20 protein-coding genes are annotated in these 18,325 nt (G+C 61.9%); 9 read left to right on the plus strand and 11 right to left on the minus strand.

Features of this window, described 5'->3' with window-relative positions:
- Positions 1-57: 57 nt before the first annotated feature.
- The 5 genes from purB to AC0IPL_RS02705 all read left to right on the plus strand — a co-directional run bounded on the left by purB (position 58) and on the right by AC0IPL_RS02705 (position 5,410).
- Positions 58-1,362, plus strand: a complete 1,305-nt coding sequence (gene purB, locus AC0IPL_RS02685) for an adenylosuccinate lyase (RefSeq protein ID WP_474272010.1) — start codon at positions 58-60, stop codon at positions 1,360-1,362.
- Positions 1,352-2,479, plus strand: coding sequence for a phosphotransferase family protein (locus AC0IPL_RS02690; protein ID WP_474272012.1), 1,128 nt, complete (start codon positions 1,352-1,354; stop codon positions 2,477-2,479). Before purB ends, AC0IPL_RS02690 begins: the two co-directional genes overlap by 11 nt.
- A gap of 99 nt (positions 2,480-2,578) precedes the next feature.
- On the plus strand, positions 2,579-3,142 hold the full coding sequence (locus AC0IPL_RS02695) for a hypothetical protein (RefSeq protein ID WP_474272014.1): 564 nt from the start codon (positions 2,579-2,581) through the stop codon (positions 3,140-3,142).
- A 76-nt stretch (positions 3,143-3,218) separates the two neighbouring features.
- Positions 3,219-4,346: a flagellar motor switch protein FliG gene (locus AC0IPL_RS02700; protein WP_474272017.1), complete on the plus strand. Its 1,128-nt coding sequence runs from the start codon at positions 3,219-3,221 to the stop codon at positions 4,344-4,346.
- A 140-nt stretch (positions 4,347-4,486) separates the two neighbouring features.
- Complete coding sequence (locus tag AC0IPL_RS02705) at positions 4,487-5,410, plus strand: lysophospholipid acyltransferase family protein (protein ID WP_474272018.1); 924 nt, start codon at positions 4,487-4,489, stop codon at positions 5,408-5,410.
- A 56-nt stretch (positions 5,411-5,466) separates the two neighbouring features.
- On the opposite strand, the gene AC0IPL_RS02710 is transcribed toward AC0IPL_RS02705, so the two are convergent.
- Positions 5,467-6,180 carry a DUF1223 domain-containing protein gene (locus tag AC0IPL_RS02710; RefSeq protein WP_474272020.1) on the minus strand — a complete coding sequence of 238 codons (714 nt, stop codon included), beginning with the start codon at positions 6,178-6,180 and terminating at the stop codon, positions 5,467-5,469.
- Positions 6,181-6,411: 231 nt separating this feature from the next.
- On the opposite strand from AC0IPL_RS02710, the gene acnA reads away from it, so the two are divergent.
- Positions 6,412-9,186 (plus strand): aconitate hydratase AcnA, encoded by a 2,775-nt coding sequence (gene acnA / locus AC0IPL_RS02715; RefSeq protein ID WP_474272022.1) that lies wholly within the window; start codon positions 6,412-6,414, stop codon positions 9,184-9,186.
- Positions 9,187-9,416: 230 nt separating this feature from the next.
- On the opposite strand, the gene AC0IPL_RS02720 is transcribed toward acnA, so the two are convergent.
- A complete protein-coding gene (locus AC0IPL_RS02720; RefSeq protein WP_474272024.1) occupies positions 9,417-10,187 on the minus strand; it encodes a substrate-binding periplasmic protein in 771 nt (256 codons plus the stop codon).
- 259 nt (positions 10,188-10,446) lie between these two features.
- On the opposite strand from AC0IPL_RS02720, the gene AC0IPL_RS02725 reads away from it, so the two are divergent.
- Positions 10,447-10,731, plus strand: coding sequence for an antibiotic biosynthesis monooxygenase (locus tag AC0IPL_RS02725; protein WP_474272027.1), 285 nt, complete (start codon positions 10,447-10,449; stop codon positions 10,729-10,731).
- Between the two features lie 93 nt (positions 10,732-10,824).
- A complete protein-coding gene (locus tag AC0IPL_RS02730) occupies positions 10,825-11,118 on the plus strand; it encodes a putative quinol monooxygenase (protein ID WP_474272029.1) in 294 nt (97 codons plus the stop codon).
- A 33-nt stretch (positions 11,119-11,151) separates the two neighbouring features.
- Here the strand turns inward: AC0IPL_RS02730 and AC0IPL_RS02735 are convergent, their stop codons facing one another.
- The 9 genes from AC0IPL_RS02735 to yajC form a co-directional block, all read right to left on the minus strand.
- Positions 11,152-11,691, minus strand: a complete 540-nt coding sequence (locus AC0IPL_RS02735; protein ID WP_474272031.1) for a DsbE family thiol:disulfide interchange protein — start codon at positions 11,689-11,691, stop codon at positions 11,152-11,154.
- Positions 11,684-11,839, minus strand: coding sequence for a heme exporter protein CcmD (gene ccmD, locus AC0IPL_RS02740; RefSeq protein ID WP_474272033.1), 156 nt, complete (start codon positions 11,837-11,839; stop codon positions 11,684-11,686). The genes AC0IPL_RS02735 and ccmD overlap by 8 nt, the downstream gene beginning before the upstream one ends.
- Positions 11,839-12,570 carry a heme ABC transporter permease gene (locus AC0IPL_RS02745; protein WP_474272034.1) on the minus strand — a complete coding sequence of 244 codons (732 nt, stop codon included), beginning with the start codon at positions 12,568-12,570 and terminating at the stop codon, positions 11,839-11,841. Before AC0IPL_RS02745 ends, ccmD begins: the two co-directional genes overlap by 1 nt.
- A gap of 56 nt (positions 12,571-12,626) precedes the next feature.
- Complete coding sequence (gene ccmB, locus AC0IPL_RS02750) at positions 12,627-13,283, minus strand: heme exporter protein CcmB (RefSeq protein WP_474272036.1); 657 nt, start codon at positions 13,281-13,283, stop codon at positions 12,627-12,629.
- A complete protein-coding gene (gene ccmA, locus AC0IPL_RS02755; protein WP_474272038.1) occupies positions 13,280-13,894 on the minus strand; it encodes a heme ABC exporter ATP-binding protein CcmA in 615 nt (204 codons plus the stop codon). Before ccmA ends, ccmB begins: the two co-directional genes overlap by 4 nt.
- An 85-nt stretch (positions 13,895-13,979) precedes the next feature.
- Positions 13,980-14,333 (minus strand): Mth938-like domain-containing protein, encoded by a 354-nt coding sequence (locus AC0IPL_RS02760; protein ID WP_474272040.1) that lies wholly within the window; start codon positions 14,331-14,333, stop codon positions 13,980-13,982.
- A gap of 134 nt (positions 14,334-14,467) precedes the next feature.
- The gene (gene secF, locus AC0IPL_RS02765; RefSeq protein ID WP_474272042.1) at positions 14,468-15,436 is read right to left on the minus strand and encodes a protein translocase subunit SecF; all 969 of its coding nucleotides are present in this window, start codon (positions 15,434-15,436) and stop codon (positions 14,468-14,470) included.
- 1 nt (position 15,437) lies between these two features.
- Positions 15,438-17,099, minus strand: a complete 1,662-nt coding sequence (secD, locus tag AC0IPL_RS02770) for a protein translocase subunit SecD (protein WP_474272043.1) — start codon at positions 17,097-17,099, stop codon at positions 15,438-15,440.
- 34 nt (positions 17,100-17,133) lie between these two features.
- Positions 17,134-17,418 (minus strand): preprotein translocase subunit YajC, encoded by a 285-nt coding sequence (yajC, locus tag AC0IPL_RS02775; RefSeq protein WP_474272045.1) that lies wholly within the window; start codon positions 17,416-17,418, stop codon positions 17,134-17,136.
- A gap of 311 nt (positions 17,419-17,729) precedes the next feature.
- On the opposite strand from yajC, the gene AC0IPL_RS02780 reads away from it, so the two are divergent.
- Positions 17,730-18,146 carry an SET domain-containing protein gene (locus tag AC0IPL_RS02780; RefSeq protein WP_474272047.1) on the plus strand — a complete coding sequence of 139 codons (417 nt, stop codon included), beginning with the start codon at positions 17,730-17,732 and terminating at the stop codon, positions 18,144-18,146.
- Positions 18,147-18,325: the final 179 nt, after the last annotated feature.

Consider the following 18,325-nt stretch of genomic DNA (forward strand, 5'->3'; position numbering starts at 1 on the left):
TAGCTGCCCATACGCAATCCAGTAGCTGCCCAGTCACACGAAAAGGTGCCCTCGCCCATGATCCCCCGCTATTCCCGCCCCGATATGGTTGCCATCTGGTCCCCCGAGACCAAGTTCAAGATCTGGTACGAGATCGAGGCCCATGCCTGCGAAGCCATGGCCAACCTCGGCGTGATCCCACGTGAGAACGCAGACGCGGTCTGGAAAGCCAAGGACGTTGAGTTCGATGTCGCCCGGATCGACGAGATCGAGGCCGTCACCAAGCACGATGTCATCGCCTTTCTGACCCATCTGGCCGAACATGTCGGCTCCGAGGAAGCGCGCTTTGTGCACCAGGGGATGACCTCCTCCGACGTGCTGGACACCTGCCTGAACGTGCAGCTGGTGCGCGCCGCCGACCTGCTGCTGGTGGGCATGGACAAACTGCTGGCCGCGTTGAAGAAACGCGCACTGGAGCACAAGGACACCGTGCGCGTCGGCCGCAGCCACGGGATCCACGCCGAGCCCGCCACCATGGGCCTGACCTTTGCCCGTTTCTACGCCGAAATGGACCGCAACCGCGCCCGCTTGTTGGCCGCGCGTGAAGAAGTCGCCACCGGCGCAATCTCCGGCGCCGTCGGCACCTTTGCCAATATCGACCCGCGGGTTGAGGAACACGTCTGCGAACAGCTTGGCCTGCGGCCTGAGCCGATCTCCACCCAGGTGATCCCGCGCGATCGCCACGCGATGTTCTTTGCGACACTGGGTGTCATCGCCTCGTCGATCGAAAACGTCGCGGTGGAAATTCGCCACATGCAGCGCACCGAGGTGCTGGAGGGGGCTGAGTTCTTCTCTATGGGGCAGAAAGGCTCCTCGGCAATGCCGCACAAGAAAAACCCGGTCCTGACCGAGAACCTCACCGGCCTTGCGCGCCTGGTCCGCATGGCGGTGATCCCGGCGATGGAAAACGTGGCCCTGTGGCACGAGCGTGACATCTCGCATTCCTCGGTCGAGCGCGGCATCGGTCCGGACGCCACCGTCACGCTGGATTTTGCCCTGCACCGTCTGGCCGGCGTTATCGACAAGATGCTGGTATTCCCGGAAAACATGCTGGACAACATGAACAAGTTCCCCGGCCTCGTGATGTCGCAGCGGGTGCTTCTTGCGCTGACCCAAGCCGGTGTCAGCCGTGAGGACGCCTATGCGATGGTGCAGCGTAATGCGCTCAAGGTCTGGGAAGATCGGGTCGATTTCCGCGAGTTGCTGCTGGCAGACGCCGATGTGGTCGCCGCGCTGGGCGAAGAGGCGATCAACGAGAAATTCGACATGGGGTATCATACCAAACATGTCGACACGATCTTCAAGCGGGTGTTTGGCGCATAAACCGGCCGCGCCAACAGCACAGCAAACGTCCTACAAACGCCCCGTCGGAATGATGGGGCGTTTTTCATTCTTTGTTCACCAGCGCGTGTTACCTCGGAAAGAACGTGCTCCTATCCTGACAGGGTTGTTCCAATCGATCATGCAGCTCTTTGCCGACTTTGATGAAACCCTGATCCAGCGCCACGTGCAGGAGTTTCAGCATGCCACCGGCAAACGCGGGAAGGTCAACGTTACGTGCATCCACAAATCCAAAGATGCCGGGCGCCATCAGATGGTGTTTTTTCTCGTGCAGGAAAGCGGCGGCAATCTGGTGCTCAAGAAGGACTTTCAGCCCAATGGCCGTTGGATCGTACGGGAGTTTTCACTGTTCAACCGGTTGCAGCCATACTTTGCCAGAACAGAAGGTCTGGGCGTTCCCACACCGGTTTACCTTGGCGAAGACAAGAGCTTTCACATCACCACTTTCGTACCGGGCCGGACGGCCACGGACATGCTGCAACATCCGCAGTCCCAAGCGCAGGCCAATCAGGTTTTCAGACGGTGTGGAAGCTGGTTGAACCACCTTCACCATTTTCGTCCGGCTGCGCCCACAAACATCTGGACGAACTGGATTTTCGAAGAAATCGATAGGCTGATCAGCGCCGACGGTATCTATGCCCGGCCGACCCACTACACCGCATTTCTGGACCAGCTTCAGGCCGAGGCGCAGCACTTTCAGGCCAGTCCTTGCGTCCAAGTATTTTCCCACGGTGATTTTCATGGCGGCAATCTGATCCTGGGCAAGGGAACTGTCTGCGGGCTCGATCTGGCGTACAGCGCGGAAAAGCCCGCCCTCTATGATGTGGTTGACCTGCTGAGCAGCGATGTGAACAACCCGCGCGCGGCTGAGGACATCGGGCCCGGCGGTATACGGCGCGCCAGTGTCACCTTCTTTTTCAAAACCTACCGGCAGCCTCTCAGCCGCCCCTTGCTGAATTTTCATTTGCGGGCGCGGTTGCTTCTGGAGCTTCTGCACATTCAAAAATCAGTGGCACTGACCAAACCACGGACCCAGGCCCGCTTCGACGCTCTGCGCCACCGTCTGGTGTTGGGACTTGCACAACCCCTCGACAGCTGAGCGGCGCAGGTGTCGAATTTGTGAAGCAAACAAACTCGCCCGACTGCCACATGTTGGGATAGGTTTCCCGGAGACACGCCCTTTTCAGGAGGCTGAACCATGCGTTCTTTTGCCCTGGCCGCTGCCCTGGCCACCAGTCTGAGCCTGCCGTTCAGCCTGGGTTTTCCGCAAGCGGTAGCCGCCGCAGGTGGCAACGACTTCAACCCTCCGAAACCGTCTGAAACAACCAAGACCTGCAAGGGCAAACGGGTTTGGGACGAACAGAAGAAGCGCTGCGTGCGGCCACGGAAATCTTCGCTGGATGCGCAAGAGCTGCTGGATGCCGCGCGCGAGCTCGCTTATGCGGAGCGGCTTGCCGACGCACAGGCGGTGCTGGCAGCGATGCCCGACCAGAAGGACAGCCTGGTGCTGACCTATTGGGGCTTCACCCATCGCAAGCTGGGTAACATTGCGCAAGCGCAGGCGTTTTACGATCAGGCGTTGGTACGCGATCCCGACAACAACCTGGCACGGTCCTACATGGGGCAAGGGTTCGTCGACCAGGGGCGCCTCGGGTTGGCGCTGGCCCAGTGGAAACAGATCCGCGCGCGCGGTGGCAGCGGCAGCTGGGCCGAGATCTCCCTGCGCAAAGCCTTGGAAACAGGCGCTTCTTTCAGCTACTAGGCTTCAGCCTTTCTTTACCGCTTCTGGCGTATCCTGCATCTAATCAAGAAGAATCTTTTCATGCTAGGGTGCGAGAATGCCTCAAGACAACATGCTGGCGCTTCCAATGGGCAATGACGGGCCGGATCTGGGCGGGTTTGCCGCCCCGGCCCCGCTGGGCGGAGGGGCTATGCCTGCCGCAACGGGCGCAGGGGCGGCCGGTCTCAGCGGCAAGGCCAAGGCCGCGATCATCGTGCGGTTGCTGTTGAACGAGGGCGCGGAAATCCCGCTGGAGGAGCTGCCGGACGATCTGCAACTGGAGCTGACCCAGCAGATGGGCAAGATGCGCATCGTCGATCGCAACACGCTGAATTCGGTCGCTGATGAATTTGCCGATCTTCTGGACAATGTCGGGCTGCACTTCCCCAATGGCCTGGCCGGGGCGCTGTCGGCGATGGAGGGCAAGATCAGCCGCTATACCCACAGCCGCCTGCGCAAAGAGGCCGGGGTCCGCCAGTTTGGCGACCCATGGGAACGGCTGAAGCAGCTGCCGCCTGAGGATCTGGCCGAGCTGGCCCAGGCCGAAAGCACCGAGGTTGCCGCGGTTCTGTTGTCGAAACTGGATACCGCCAAGGCGGCGCAGATGCTTGTCCACCTGCCCGGCCCGACCGCACGTCGTATCACCTATGCGGTCAGCCAGACCGCCAGCGTGACCCCGGAAACGGTGGACCGCATCGGCCTGTCCCTCGCCGCGCAGGTCGAGGCGCGCCCCGAGGTGGCGTTCGAACAGACACCGGGACAGCGCATGGGCGCCATCCTGACCGAAGCCGCCGCCGCCAAGCGCGACGAAGTGCTGTCCGCGCTGGACGAGCAGGACGAGGAGTTTGCCATCAAGGTGCGCAAGGCAATCTTCACCTATGCGCTGATCGGCGAACGCATGAACCCGATCGACGTGCCCAAGCTGATGCGCGTGCTGGCGCAGCCGGATCTTGTCACCGCCATGGCCTTTGCCACCGACGAGGCAGATGTGGCCACCAGCGAGTTCCTGCTGAGAAACATGTCCAGCCGGATGGCCGACAACATTCGCGAGGAAGTGGCAGAACGCGGCAAGGTGAAACGGGCAGACGGCGAAGCGGCCTTTGGCATTATCATCTCCGCCCTGCGCGACCTGATCGCCACCGGCGAGATCGAGCTGAAATCAGACGAGGAAGAAGAGGCCGCCTAAAATGCCGACGCGGCCTCGCGCGCGCCCCGGCGCCGCGACGTCGCGGCCGGACAGCGGCCGCTGCGGCTTGTACCGACCGCGCACAGCATTTATGATGCGGAATTCCAGCCGCTTGTCGGCCTTGCAGCCATCCTGACGATATGCCCAAAGATCCTTCTGAGCTCTCCATCTGGAGCCATGTCAAATATTTTGGCAGCAACCTGTTACTGCGCGGGCTGCTCATGGGCGCGCGCCTGCTGCCCTATCGCCTGCGGGTGCCGCTGATGGGGCGGCTGGTCACTGCATTGGGACGACTGGCCCGGTTCGACAAGCGGGTGCGCAAGAACCTGGCTCATGTCAGCCCGCAGCTGTCGGATTTGGACGCTGACCAGCTGTATCGTGAGGTCAGCAACAACGCCGGCCGCATGATCGCCGAACTCTATGCGGGCAAAGCGTTTTATGATCGCGCCAAGGCGGCGCCATTTCGCGGACCTGGGCTGGAAGCTTTGGAAGCGGCGCGCGCGCAAGGGCGGCCGGTGATCCTGGCAACCGCGCATTTCGGCAATTACGACGCCGCGCGGGCGGCACTGGTGGCACGGGGCCACGAAATGGGCTCACTGTATCGGCGCATGGCGAACCCCTATTTCAACGCGCATTATGTCGATGCGATGAAATCCAATCACGGGCTAATGTTCGAACAGGGCAAGCGCGGCATGGTCGAACTGGTGCGCCACCTGAAAAAGGGCGGCATCGTTGCCATCGTCACCGACCTGCACGCTCACGGCGGGGCTTGGATCGATTTCTTCGGTAAGCCCGCCGTCACCTCGACCATCCCGGCCGAGCTGGCGCTGAAGTACGATGCCGCGGTGATCCCGGTCTACGCGGTGCGTCAGGACAACGGGTTGGATTTTGAGATCGTCATGAACGCGGAAATTCCGCACAGTGACCCGATGACCATGACCAAAGCGCTTAGCGCCGACCTCGAGTCCATCGTGCGCCAGCACACCGGGCAATGGTTCTGGATCCACCGCCGCTGGAAACCCCTCGGCGCACGGCAACCGGCGCCTGCCGACCCCCAGGGTTAACTAAAAACCGACAGCTTCAGGATGGCGCCGCCTGCTGGCCCTGTCGGGTTGCGGGGTCAGGGTGCGCGTGCTGCGGCCAGAATCCGCCCATACGGGGCTTCCTGCACCAAAACTGCGGCCTGCGACGCTCCGCTGAGCGGCACGGTAAGCGACAGCTGCGCGCGGCCATCCCAATCCGCAATCTCCTGCCAGTCCTCCACCACATTGGCGTAGGTGTAGCTGCGACCGGCAAGCTCTCCGCGGGTGATGTTGACGTGGCGCTCCGGCTGAAAGCGCACCAGTTGCACCCGCAATTCTGCCGCCTCCAGCGGTTGCCTGGCCTCCAGGGTGATCGTGAGGTCACCGGCCCCGCGCGCCAGCGTCAGAGCCACCAGGCGCGGCTGCGCCTGATGGCGGCTGACGGCTGTGGCCACCTCCATCGCATCAGCGCCGGCCACCGCCTGCTGCCCCATCACGATCATCTGCGGTGTATAGATCATGCGCCGACCGCCGACACGTGCATATCCCTTTTGGCGCCGGGTGTGTTCGGGGCGGGCAAACTGGTCTTTCCAGCCGATGTAATCCCAGTAATCCACGTGCAGCGCCAGCGGCAGCACGCCCTCCTGCGCCGCAAGCCGGTGCAACAGCGCGTCAGCCGGAGGGCAGGACGAACAGCCCTGCGAGGTATAAAGCTCCACCACGACGGGTTGCCCAGCGGGCTGGCCAGCGGACTGCCCGTAGGCTGGCAGTATCATCCCCCACAGGGCCAGGATTGGCGCCAAAACTCTCATCAAATGCCTAGTTCCTTCCCCGCGCGCCAGTTGGACTTCTGATTTACTGCGGTGTCAGTGATTTTGCCAATCAATCATTTTTGAGGTCACGATAAGACCCAAAAATCCAAAAAACGCAAAGAATTGCCGCTTCGGCGGTCTGATTGCCACAGACCTATTGAAAGCCCGCCGCGCCTTTGGCAGAAATTTGGGTAGCGAAATCCCTCATGCTGCTCTCGAAGGGAGGCCAACATGCCTATCACCGTCGGACAAGACACTGCCAAGGCGCGCAAGACGCTCACCGTTAACGGGACATCCGTTTCCTTCTATTCCATTCCCGCCGCATCGCAGGCCGGGCTTGGCGATTTCTCCAAACTGCCCGCCGCATTGCGCGTGGTGCTGGAGAACATGCTGCGGTTCGAGGATGGCGGCTTTTCAGTCTCCACCGATGACATCCGCGCCTTTGGCACATGGGCCGAACAGGGCGGGCGCAACCCGCGCGAGATCGCCTATCGCCCTGCCCGCGTGCTGATGCAGGATTTCACCGGCGTTCCCGCGGTGGTGGACCTGGCCGCCATGCGCGACGGCATTGTCGGGCTCAAAGGGTCGGCCGCCAAGATCAACCCGCTGGTGCCGGTTGATCTGGTCATCGACCACTCGGTGATGATCGACGAGTTCGGCAACCCGCGTGCGTTCCAGATGAACGTCGACCGCGAGTATGAGCGCAACATGGAGCGCTACCAGTTCCTGAAATGGGGCCAGACCGCGTTCGACAACTTCCGCGTTGTGCCGCCGGGCACTGGCATCTGCCATCAGGTGAACCTGGAATACCTGGCCCAGACGGTCTGGACCGACACTGACCAAAACGGCGAGGAGGTTGCCTATCCCGACACGCTCGTCGGCACCGACAGCCACACCACCATGGTCAACGGCGCCGCGGTGCTGGGCTGGGGGGTTGGCGGTATCGAGGCCGAAGCCGCGATGCTGGGTCAGCCGATTTCCATGCTGATCCCTGAGGTCATCGGGTTTGAGCTGACCGGCGAGATGACCGAGGGCACCACGGGGACCGACCTGGTGCTGAAAGTGGTGGAGATGCTGCGCGCCAAGGGTGTCGTCGGCAAGTTCGTGGAATTTTATGGCGACGGTCTGGACCGGCTGCCGTTGGCCGACCGGGCAACGATTGCCAACATGGCGCCTGAATACGGCGCCACCTGCGGCTTCTTCCCGATCGACAACGAAACGCTGCGCTACCTGCGCAACACCGGCCGCGACGAGGACCGCATCGCCCTGGTGGAGGCCTATGCCCGCGAGAACGGCCTGTGGCGCGATGCCGATTACGCCCCCGTCTACACCGATACGCTGAGCCTCGACATGGGCACCATCGTGCCCGCGATCTCCGGCCCCAAACGGCCGCAGGACTATATCGCGCTGGATGCCGCCGCGACGACCTTTCACAAATACGTCGAAGGGCAGCGCAGTGCCAAGGATGCCACCGACCGTGCCGAGGGGCGCTGGGAGGCCGAGGGTGGCCAGCCCGAACCGCAGGACATTCCCGGCAATGAAGGCCATCACAAGATGGGCTACGTGACCACGGACAACGGCAACTACCAGCTGCATGACGGCTCCATCGTGATTGCCTCGATCACCTCTTGCACCAATACGTCCAACCCCTATGTGATGATTGGTGCCGGCCTGGTCGCGAAGAAGGCGCATGAGCGGGGCCTGACCCGCAAGCCCTGGGTCAAGACCTCCCTGGCGCCCGGCTCCCAGGTGGTGTCGCAATATCTGGAGCAAGCGGACCTTCAGCAGCATCTGGACGCCATCGGATTCAACCTGGTGGGGTATGGCTGTACCACCTGTATCGGCAACTCCGGCCCGCTGGCCGAAGAGATCTCCAAATGTATCAATGACCATGACCTGATTGGCGTGTCGGTGCTGTCGGGCAACCGCAACTTCGAGGGCCGCATCAGCCCGGATGTGCGCGCGAACTACCTCGCCTCGCCGCCGCTGGTGGTCGCCTACGCGCTGGTGGGCGACATGAACGTCGACATCACCACCGCCCCGCTGGGTCAGGACAAGGACGGCAAGGACGTCTACCTGAAAGACATTTGGCCCAGCCAGAAGGAAATTGCCGATCTGGTCGAACAGACAGTCACCCGCGAGGCGTTCAAATCGAAATACGCCGACGTGTTCAAGGGGGACGAGAAATGGCAGGCGGTATCGGTCACCGATGCAGAGACCTATGACTGGCCCGCCCATTCGACCTACATCCAGAACCCGCCCTATTTCCAGGACATGGGACCGGAGCCGGGCACCATCGAGAATATCGAAGGCGCCAAGGTGCTGTTGATGCTGGGCGACATGGTAACGACGGATCACATCTCGCCCGCGGGTTCCTTTGCCAGCACCAGCCCGGCGGGCCAGTACCTGCTGGACCGCCAGGTGCAACCCCGCGAGTTCAATTCCTATGGGTCACGCCGTGGCAATCATGAGATCATGATGCGCGGCACCTTTGCCAACATCCGCATCAAGAACGAGATTCTGGACGGGGTCGAGGGCGGCTATACCAAGGGGCCGGACGGGCAGCAGACCTCTGTCTACGAGGCGTCGATGGCGCATCAGGCGAACGGCACGCCGCTGGTGGTCTTTGGCGGCGAACAATACGGTGCAGGCTCCTCGCGCGACTGGGCGGCCAAAGGCACGGCGCTGTTGGGTGTCAAGGCTGTGATCTCCGAAAGCTTTGAGCGCATCCACCGCTCCAACCTGGTTGGCATGGGCGTCATCCCGTTTGAGTTCACCGGCGGGGACACCCGCAAGACGCTGGGCCTGACCGGGGAGGAAACTGTGTCGATCCGCGGGCTGGACACCATCGAGCCGCAGCAGGAGGTGCCATGCGACATCACCTATGCGGATGGTACGTCCAAAACCATCACCCTGAAATGCCGGATCGATACCGCACCTGAAAAGGAATACATCGAGCACGGCGGGGTGCTGCACTACGTGCTGCGCAATCTTGCCAAGGACTGAGCACAGCAGCCATCTGGATGCGCCGGGTCCAGCCCGGCGCAGCGGCCCGACTGGGCCAGCCTCAGGCGGCCCGACACTGATGCCCGTAGCTGGGCCCGTACCGCCGCGGTGCGGCTGACCAAACCGGTGGCCGCGCAGCGGGTACGCGCGCGGGTCAGTCAGGCTCAGGCTCAGGTCATCACGCGGTGGATGTCACGCCGTAGCAGGGGATTTTTTGCCAGCCATGCCGGTCAGCGGTTGCTCGACAGCAGGGCCTCGATTGTCCCATCCTGCTTCAGCTCGGCGATGACACGGTTGAACTCATCGAGATAGGCATCCGCCCCCGTAAGGCGCGACAAACCGAAATGAGAGGGTTTGCTGGTAATGTCCCGCTCGACAGGTTGCAGACTGTCGTCCCACCCCTTCAGGCGCACCGTGTGATGCCCCACCAGCCGATCTGAAACCGCCAGATCCACGCGGCCGAACTTCAGCATCTGCATCAGGCTGTCGATGTCCTTGACCCAGACGATCGACTTGTCACTGCCAAGCCCCGCTTCCAGTTCCTGCGAGACAAATGCACCGGTGAGCACGCCCAGCCGCAGACCTGCGACGCTCTCCATCTTGCCATCCCATTCAAACCCATCGGGAAAACGCGCCCGGCTGAACCAGAAATTGTAGGTCTCATGGAAGGTGTCGTCAGAGAACGCCAAAAAACGTTCGCGTGCCGGGCTCTTGAACAGCGGCAGGATGCCGTCGACATTGCCGGCTTCGGCCTGGACCTGGCAGCGTTTCCAAGGCAACATCTGGACCTCGGCGCTCAGCCCGTCGATCCGCGAGACGACCGCTTGCAGCAAATCGACCTTGAGACCGCCGGTGATCTTGCCGTCGGACGCATAGGTGTAGGGCGGATAGGGGTCAAAACAGAACGTGAGCCGGGTTTCGGCGCGGACAGCGGTGCACAGCAGTCCAACCATAACAGCGGCGGTGGAAACAAGACCGCTCAGACATTTCCACAAGGCCACGGGCCTCTCCTTTTTTAATACCGAACGGGGCAAGGCTATCGTCTGCATCTGCCCCTGTTTCGCCTTCGCCAATATCGCCGCAGGCATGCAGTTGCGCCTTCTGGCTGGCAGGTTCGCAGGCTAACGGGCGGCATTCAACCCTGACGCGTAGCACCTGCGACATTTTTTATGCTAGGCCCCATCGCACCGCCGTGCGACCGTTGACGATCGGCAAATTCTTCAGTCTTTGCAGTCCAAAAAGCAGGACAGGTCTAGCCCTATGAAAGAAGCCGTCGTTGCCATCATCTACCCGGAGGTGGAAACATTCGACGCCCATGTGGCGGAGATTGAGGCCATGCTGCCCGAAACCCGGGCCTTTCCCGGCTGTCTGCAGGCCCACGTGGGCGTAAACCGGGACCGGCATGAGGTGCTGATCTTTCATCTGTGGCAGAGCAACGCAGACCTCGAGCATTACCTCGTCTGGCGTGCCGACCGCGGTGATCTTGACGCGCGCAGCGCCACCATGCGTCGGGAGCAGGAGTTCCGCAGCTTCGCTGTCCCCTAGCGGTTTCAATGGCGCTAAAGCGTTTGGATGATTTACCTGTTCTTTGAAAATGGATGTTAAATCCGTCAACACAATTGTCAGGCGGAGGGTTTCATGCAGGAAACCGTTATCATCACCATGCGGTCCCGACCCGGCCAACTGGCCGACCTCGCCGCCCGAATGGAATACGTTGCCCGCGAGGCTCGCGGCCATGATGGATGTCTGACCGTCGAAATTTTGCTGGCGCCGGACCGCGATGAGCTGACGGTCATCTCGCATTGGGAAAATGCCGACGCTTTCAACGCCTACCTCAGCTGGCGGGCGGAGCAGCCGGATTTCGGCATCGTGTTGAACCATGTGGCCGAGGATCCCGAGATCCGCAGCTACCAGCCCTTGGCGGCGGCCTAGCGCGCCGGACCTAACATCACGATCAGAAGCCGTTCAGTTGTTGGCAGCGCGCGCCATGGCCGGACGCAGCTTGCTGTCGATCACCTGGCTGGTAATCGGGCCGGCCCATCGCAGGATGATGGTGCCATCGCCGTCGATCACATAGGTTTCCGGCACGCCATACAGACCCCAGTCGATCGCCATACGTCCCTTTTCATCGCGTCCGACCGCCGCGTAGGGATCGCCCAACTCTTTCAGGAAGGCATCGGCATTGGCCAGCTGGTCTTTGTAATTGACGCCGTAAACCGGAATGCCCTCGGACGAGAGCGCCTCGAGATTGGGATGTTCGGCGCGGCACGGCGCGCACCAGCTGGCCCAGTAGTTGACCAGCTTCACCTTGCCATCCCGCAGCGTCTCATCGCTGAACATCTGCTTGCCGGGGAAGTCCTCCAGCACAACAGGCGGCGCAGGCTGGCCCTCCCGCGCCGACGGCAGGCTGTCCGGATCTTCGCGGAACATGCCCACCAGCGCCAGGCCGACGAAACCTGCAAACACCACGCCGGGAACCGCCATCAGCGGTGAAATCTTAGCCATTGCGTTTGATCCGGGCTTCCAGGGTTTCCATCTCGCGCCGCACCTTGCGACCGCGCCACAGGGTCAGCAGCACCAGTGCCGCAAGCAGGATCAGAGAGGCCGCATAGGCCGACAACACTGCATCCGCATATTTTCCAAGATCGGGCATCAGGCCTCCAGCCTTTCCCGCGCCATCAGCGCCTTGATGCGCCGGGCACGGATTTCGGTTCCGGTGCGATAAAACACCAAGGCGATGAACAACAGCACAAACCCCGCCATGCAGACATAGAGCGGGTTGGAAAAGGCATCGGCCACGTTCTCTTTCTTGTCCAGCGACAGCGACGCGCCTTGGTGCAGCCCCTGGTTCCAGAAATTCACGGCATAGCGGCTGAGCACCGCAAAGACCGAACCCACCAGGCACAGTATTGAGGTCAGGTCTGCCGCGGTATCAGGGTTATCAATCGCCTCCCACAGGGCGATGTAGCCAAGGTAGAACAGAAACAACACCAAGAAGGAGGTCAACCGCGGATCCCAAGCCCACCAGGTGCCCCACATCGGCTGCCCCCAGATCGCGCCAGTCACCAGCGCAATAACCGTCATGATCACACCAACAGGGGCCGCCGCCCGAGCGGCCAGCGCACTGACATGGTGGCGCCGGATCACCCAGACCAGCGATGTCACCAGCATCATGAACCAGGCATTGATCGCCATCAGCGCCGACGGCACATGCAGGAAGATGATCTTGACGGTGGATCCCTGACGGTAATCATCCGGCGTAAAGAAGAACCCCCAGGCCAGGCCGACGCAGATCAGCACAGCTGAGCTGATCCACAAGGCCGGCATCACCTTCTCGGTGGTGGACAGGAACTTCTTCGGGTTGGCGTATTCCCAGATCGACATGGTGGCTATTTAGCTCTTGTTCTCAGATTTCTCAATCGCTGCGCGGGTCATATGCGCTAGCGCAAATTGACGCGCAGCACGGCGGCGCTGGCAAAGGGCAACAGGGCGACGGCGGCAGCCGAGATCCCTGCCAGCAGCAGCAGCGGCGTCTGCACCGCCAGCCCCTCTGCCCCGCGCCGGGCCACCTCGGCGCCAAAGATCAGCGTCGGCATATACATCGGCATCACCAGCAGCGACAACAGCAGCCCGCCGCGCTTTAGCCCCACCGTCAGCGCAGCACCAAAGGTGCCGATGACGCTGAGGGCGGGCGTTCCCAAAAGCAGCGATACCACCAGCCACAGGGCGCCGTGCAGAGGCAGGCTCAGCAGCACGCCCAGCACCGGCGCGGCCAGAACCAGTGGCAGCCCGGTGGTGATCCAATGCGCCAGCGCCTTGATGCTGACGGTGCCTTCCAGCGGCAAGGGTGCCGTCGCCAACAGGTCCAGCGAGCCGTCCTCCCAGTCCAGCGCCAGCAGGCGGTCCAACGACAACAAGCAGGCCAGCAGCGCCCCCAGCCACAGAACACCGGGCGCGATGCGGGCCAGAAGGTCAGACTGCGGGCCAACGGAGAACGGCACCATCACGGTGACAATCAGGAAAAACGCCAGCCCCAGCCCGAAACCACCGCCCGCACGCAGCGCCAGTTTCAGATCCCGCAGCAAGAGTGCAATCACAGGAAGCCTCCGTCGAAATCGTCCAGCGCGGGCGGCGCGGCCTTGAAACGACCCGCATCCAGCACCTCGGCCTCCAACCCCAGATCAATGTGGGTGGCAATCAGCGCAGAACCGCCCTGCCCCAGATGCGCTCGCACAGCCGCGGCGAACATTTCCACCGAAGCCGCGTCGAGACTCACCGTGGGTTCGTCCATGATCCAGACCGGCCGACCGGTGACCAGCATCCGGCTGAGCCCCAGCCGGCGTTTCTGCCCCGCCGACAAGGCCCCGGCTGCACGGTCGCGCAAGGGTTGCAGATCAAAGGTGTCCAGCGCCACGTCAATCCCGTTCTGGCCAAAGACGCTGGCCCAGAAGGTCAGGTTTTCCGCGACCGTCAGTGTCGGTTTCAGCCCGTCGGAATGGGCGGCATAGGCAACCTGATCCTCGGCGCCGTCGATCCGGCCCGCAAGCGGCGGCTGCAAACCGGCGATGGTCCGCAGCAGCGTGGTCTTGCCGATGCCGTTCGGGCCGCGCAGGATCAGCGCGCTGCCGGGATGCAAGACAAAGCTCAGCCCCTCCAACACCGGCAGGCCTCCGCGCGCCACGCCCAGATCCGTCACTTGCAATGTCATCAGGCCCGCCTGTCAAACCGTTCGCGCGTATCCATAAAGCACCCCTGCCTGTCGGCTTTGCGGCAGGTCAAATGCGTCTTTAAACTCAGACCGGCAACGCCGCCAGCGCGATGCGGCGACCCTCGGACAGCAAGACGTTGTAGGTACGACAGGCGGCAGGCGAGTTCATGCTTTCAACCCCCAAACCAGCCGCCTCCAGCGACTGGCGCAAGGCGGCGGGTATATGCGCCACCTCTGCGCCGGTGCCGATGAACAGCACATCCACCTGACCGGCCAGGGTCAGCAATGGCGAGTCATCCTCAAGCCCACCCCAGGCGGCTGTTCCCGCGCCGGAGGTCAGCACGGCCCCCTGATGCACTTGCCCGCCGATGCGGAAGAACCCCGCACCATAGCCATCGACCGGCTGCGCATCGCTGTAGCTCACTTCGTTCAGCCGCATTGCTTGGACTCCGCTGTTTGTCATGACGTGCCGTTGGTTACCATGCACACCAGCAGCGGGGAATAGCCGATACCAAAACAGCAAAAGGGCCGCGGGTGTCCCCTGCGGCCCCCTGTGCAAGCGCGTGCGCCCATTCAGGCATCAATATTGGCAAACTGGTTTCCGGACGTGTTGCTGGGCTTGGACCAGTCGCGTTTCACCCCAAGTTTGAGCAGGATGGTGGAGGCCACGAACACCGAGGAATAGGTGCCGACAACCACGCCCCAAATCATCGCAAAGACAAAGCCGCGGATCACATCGCCGCCCAGCACATACAGAGAGATCAGCGCCAAGAGCGTGGTGACAGAGGTCATCACCGTCCGGCTGAGCGTCTCGTTGATTGAGATGTTCAGCACCTCCGCCAGGTCTTTCTTCTTGTAGCGGCGCAGGTTCTCGCGGACGCGGTCGAACACCACCACGGTATCGTTCAGAGAATAGCCCACGATGGTCAGCAAGGCCGCGATGATTGCGAGGTCGAACTTGATCTGCAGCTCGGAGAACACGCCGATGGTCAGCACCACGTCATGCACCAGCGCCGCCACGGCGCCGAGGGCGAACTGCCACTCGAACCGCAACCAGATGTAAATCAGCACCGCCCCGATCGCCAGCGCCACCGCGATAACCGCGGTCTGGATCAGCTCGCCCGAGACCTTGGGACCTACGGATTCGACCGAGACGAATTTGATACCCGGCGCAACCGAATCCAGTGTGACCTTCAGCCCCTCGATCATCTCGCCTGAGATCGCTTCGCCGTCGTCCTGCGCCTGAATTCGGATCATGGCGACATGCTGATCCGCTTCAAATGTCGGGTCAAAGACCTCGGTGATGGTCACATCGCCCAGCTCATGCACCGCCAAAGCGTCACGATAGAGGCCGACATCCACCGATTCGGATGCCTCGGTGCGGATTGTGGTGCCGCCGCGGAAGTCGATGCCGAAGTTAAGCCCCTGCAAAAAGAAGGAGACCAGCGCCACCACCATCATCAGCGCAGAGATGCCCAGCCACAGCTTGGAACGTTTGAAGAAATCGAACGAGGTCTTCTCGGGAACAAGTTTCAGCCGCATCTTATACCTCAATCGTTTTCGGACGACGCCGTTCGAACCACATCACAATGATCAGCCGGGTGACAAAGATCGCGGTAAACACCGAGGTCAGAATCCCGAGACCAAGCGTGATCGCAAAACCGCGTACCGGGCCAGAACCCATGGCGAAGAGGATCACCGCGGTGATAAAGGTGGTGATATTGGCGTCAAGAATGGCGCTCAGCGCCTTGGAATAGCCTTCGTCGATGGCCCGAGCGGGACCGCGCCCTGCCTTCAGCTCTTCGCGGATCCGTTCAAAGATCAGCACGTTGGCGTCCACCGCCATGCCGACCGTCAACACGATGCCCGCAATGCCCGGCAGCGTCAGCGTGCCGCCAATGAGGCTGAGCATACCGAAGATCAGCGCGATGTTCAGCACCAGCGCCACATTGGCAAACAGGCCAAACAAACCATAGCTGAGCACCATGAACACCAGCACCGCGATAAAGGCGACGATGGTGGCGATCTTGCCCGCATCAATGCTGTCCTGGCCCAGTTCTGGGCCAATGGTGCGCTCTTCCAGGAACTCCAGCTCGGCCGGCAGCGCGCCTGCACGCAGCAGCACGGCCAGGTTGGTGCTTTCCTCGATGGTAAAGTTGCCGGTAATGATGCCGGAACCGCCCGGAATATGCGACTGGATCACCGGGGCAGAGACCACCTCATCGTCCAGCACGATGGCAAAAGGCGAACCGATGTTTTCCGCTGTGTAATCGCCGAACCGGCGCGCACCAGATGTGTTGAAGCGGAAATTGACCGCCGGCTGGCCGTTCTGATCGAACGCAGGCTGCGCATCCACCAGATCCTCGCCCGTGACAACGGCCGCGGATTCGATGGTGTAATACACGCCCTGCTCATCCAGCGACGGGATGACTTTGTTGCCGATACCGGCCGCAGCGTCCGGATCGCTGCCGCGGCCCACAACGGGGTTGAAGGTCAGCTGCGCGGTTGTGCCGATGATTGCCTTCAGTTCCGAGGCCGAACCGATGCCCGGCACCTGGATCAGGATGCGGTCGGCGCCCTGCCGCTGAATGGTCGGCTCACGGGTGCCGACCTCGTCGATGCGGCGGCGCACGATCTCCAGCGCCTGTCGCACGGTACGGTCATCCGAGGCGATTTTCTCCGCCTCGCTCAGCTGCACCGTCAGGATGTCGCCCTGTGCCGTCACCTCGATGTCATTGGCGCCCACGCCGGTCAGTGTGGTGATCGGATTGGCGAGGCCACGCACCACTTCCAGAGCACGCGGCATGCCTTCGGGTTTCGACAGTCTCAGACGAATCTGATCCGCCGGGCCGGGCTGGCGCCGGAAGGTGCCGACAGTCGCGCGTTCGGGGCGCAGCGCGTCGCGAACCTCCGGCCAAAGCGCATCCATACGCGCCTCGTAAACGTCCGAGACCTTGACCTCGGCCAGCAAATGCGCGCCACCGCGCAGATCCAGGCCCAGGTTCACCAGCCCCGAAGGCAGGATGGAGGGCCACTGGCCGACTGCTTCCAGCCGCTCCGGCGTCTCCCCCTTGGCGATGATGTCGGCGGCAGCGTCGTTGGCCTGTTCGACGCGGGTGTAAAATCCGTTTGGCAGGGCAAGCATCAAACCAGCCGCACAGACCAGCCAGATAAGCCCCCTTTTCCAGAGATCAATTTGCAGCATTGCCCTGCCTTTTCATATTATTATTGGCTCAAGCTCACGATACGGGGTCGGTTTTGCTCAGCACTTGGGCAAGGGTCGATTTGACAACGCGCACCTTTACGCCTTCGGCAATCTCGACTTCGATTTCATTATCTTCCTTGACCTTGGAGACCTTGCCGATCAGCCCGCCCTGGGTCACCACCTGGTCGCGCACGCGGACCTGATCAATCATCTTCTGATGTTCTTTCATCTTCTTCTGCTGCGGGCGGATCAGCAGGAAGTACATGATCGCGAAGATCAGGATAAGCGGGAGAAATTGGGCGACTGCGCCACCGTCCATGGGATATTCCTTCTGTCAATGCGGCGCTGACGTTAGCGCCTGAAATTTGCAGCGGAACCTATGCGTTGAACCGGGGGTTTGCAAGGGAACCCTGCGGTGCTGACAGGGCAGATCGACAGCCCCGAGGCCTGCGTCCGCGGCATGCAGCTCGGGAAACTGCTCCCCCACCGCGCCCGGCCGCCGATTTCAGTTGCAAAACGCCGTGATTCGGCGCTTTGATTTTTCTTGCGCTCGCCGCCATGCGCGGGGTCTTTCCCCAGTTTCCGGTCCGGACGGCGGCCCGGCCAGTCCTATTGAAAAGGAACAGGCGCATGATGATGGTGCGCTGCTATCTCGCCCCCTCGGCCATCGAAGGTCTTGGGGTTTTCAGCAATGAAAACATCACGAAGGGAGACATCGTCTGGCGGCATGACAGGATGCTGGACACCACATTCCCAGAGAGCAAGCTGGACAATGTGGAACCGCCCGTAAAGGAGTTTTTGGAGCGCTATTGCTTCCCCGACCCCTGCCGACCGGGGTATTTGATCCTGCAATGCGACGAAGGCCGCTTTTTGAATCACTCGATGTATCCGAACCTCGATTTCTCTGACGGGGTCTGGGGCCGGGCGCTGAGCAATGTCGCGGCCGGAACGGAGCTGACCTTTGACTACGCCGACTTTCTAACCGGAGAGATCCGCATGCAGCCGCCCCGGCACCAGCTTCAAATGGTGGCGATGGCCGCTGAATGACACAGCAAAGGCCGGGTCCCGCACCCGGCCTTTGACATTATGCGCGGTCGCATGGGGCCAGGTTTCCGTGTGCTTCAGCGCCCTCAACACCGGTGCAGAAGCTGCGCCCCCCTTCCCCTTTGTTCATCACTGCGTCATAGGATGGGGCCACTGATTCAAATGCTTCCAAGCCAGGAGAG

The organism is Leisingera sp. SA32, assembly GCF_056033425.1.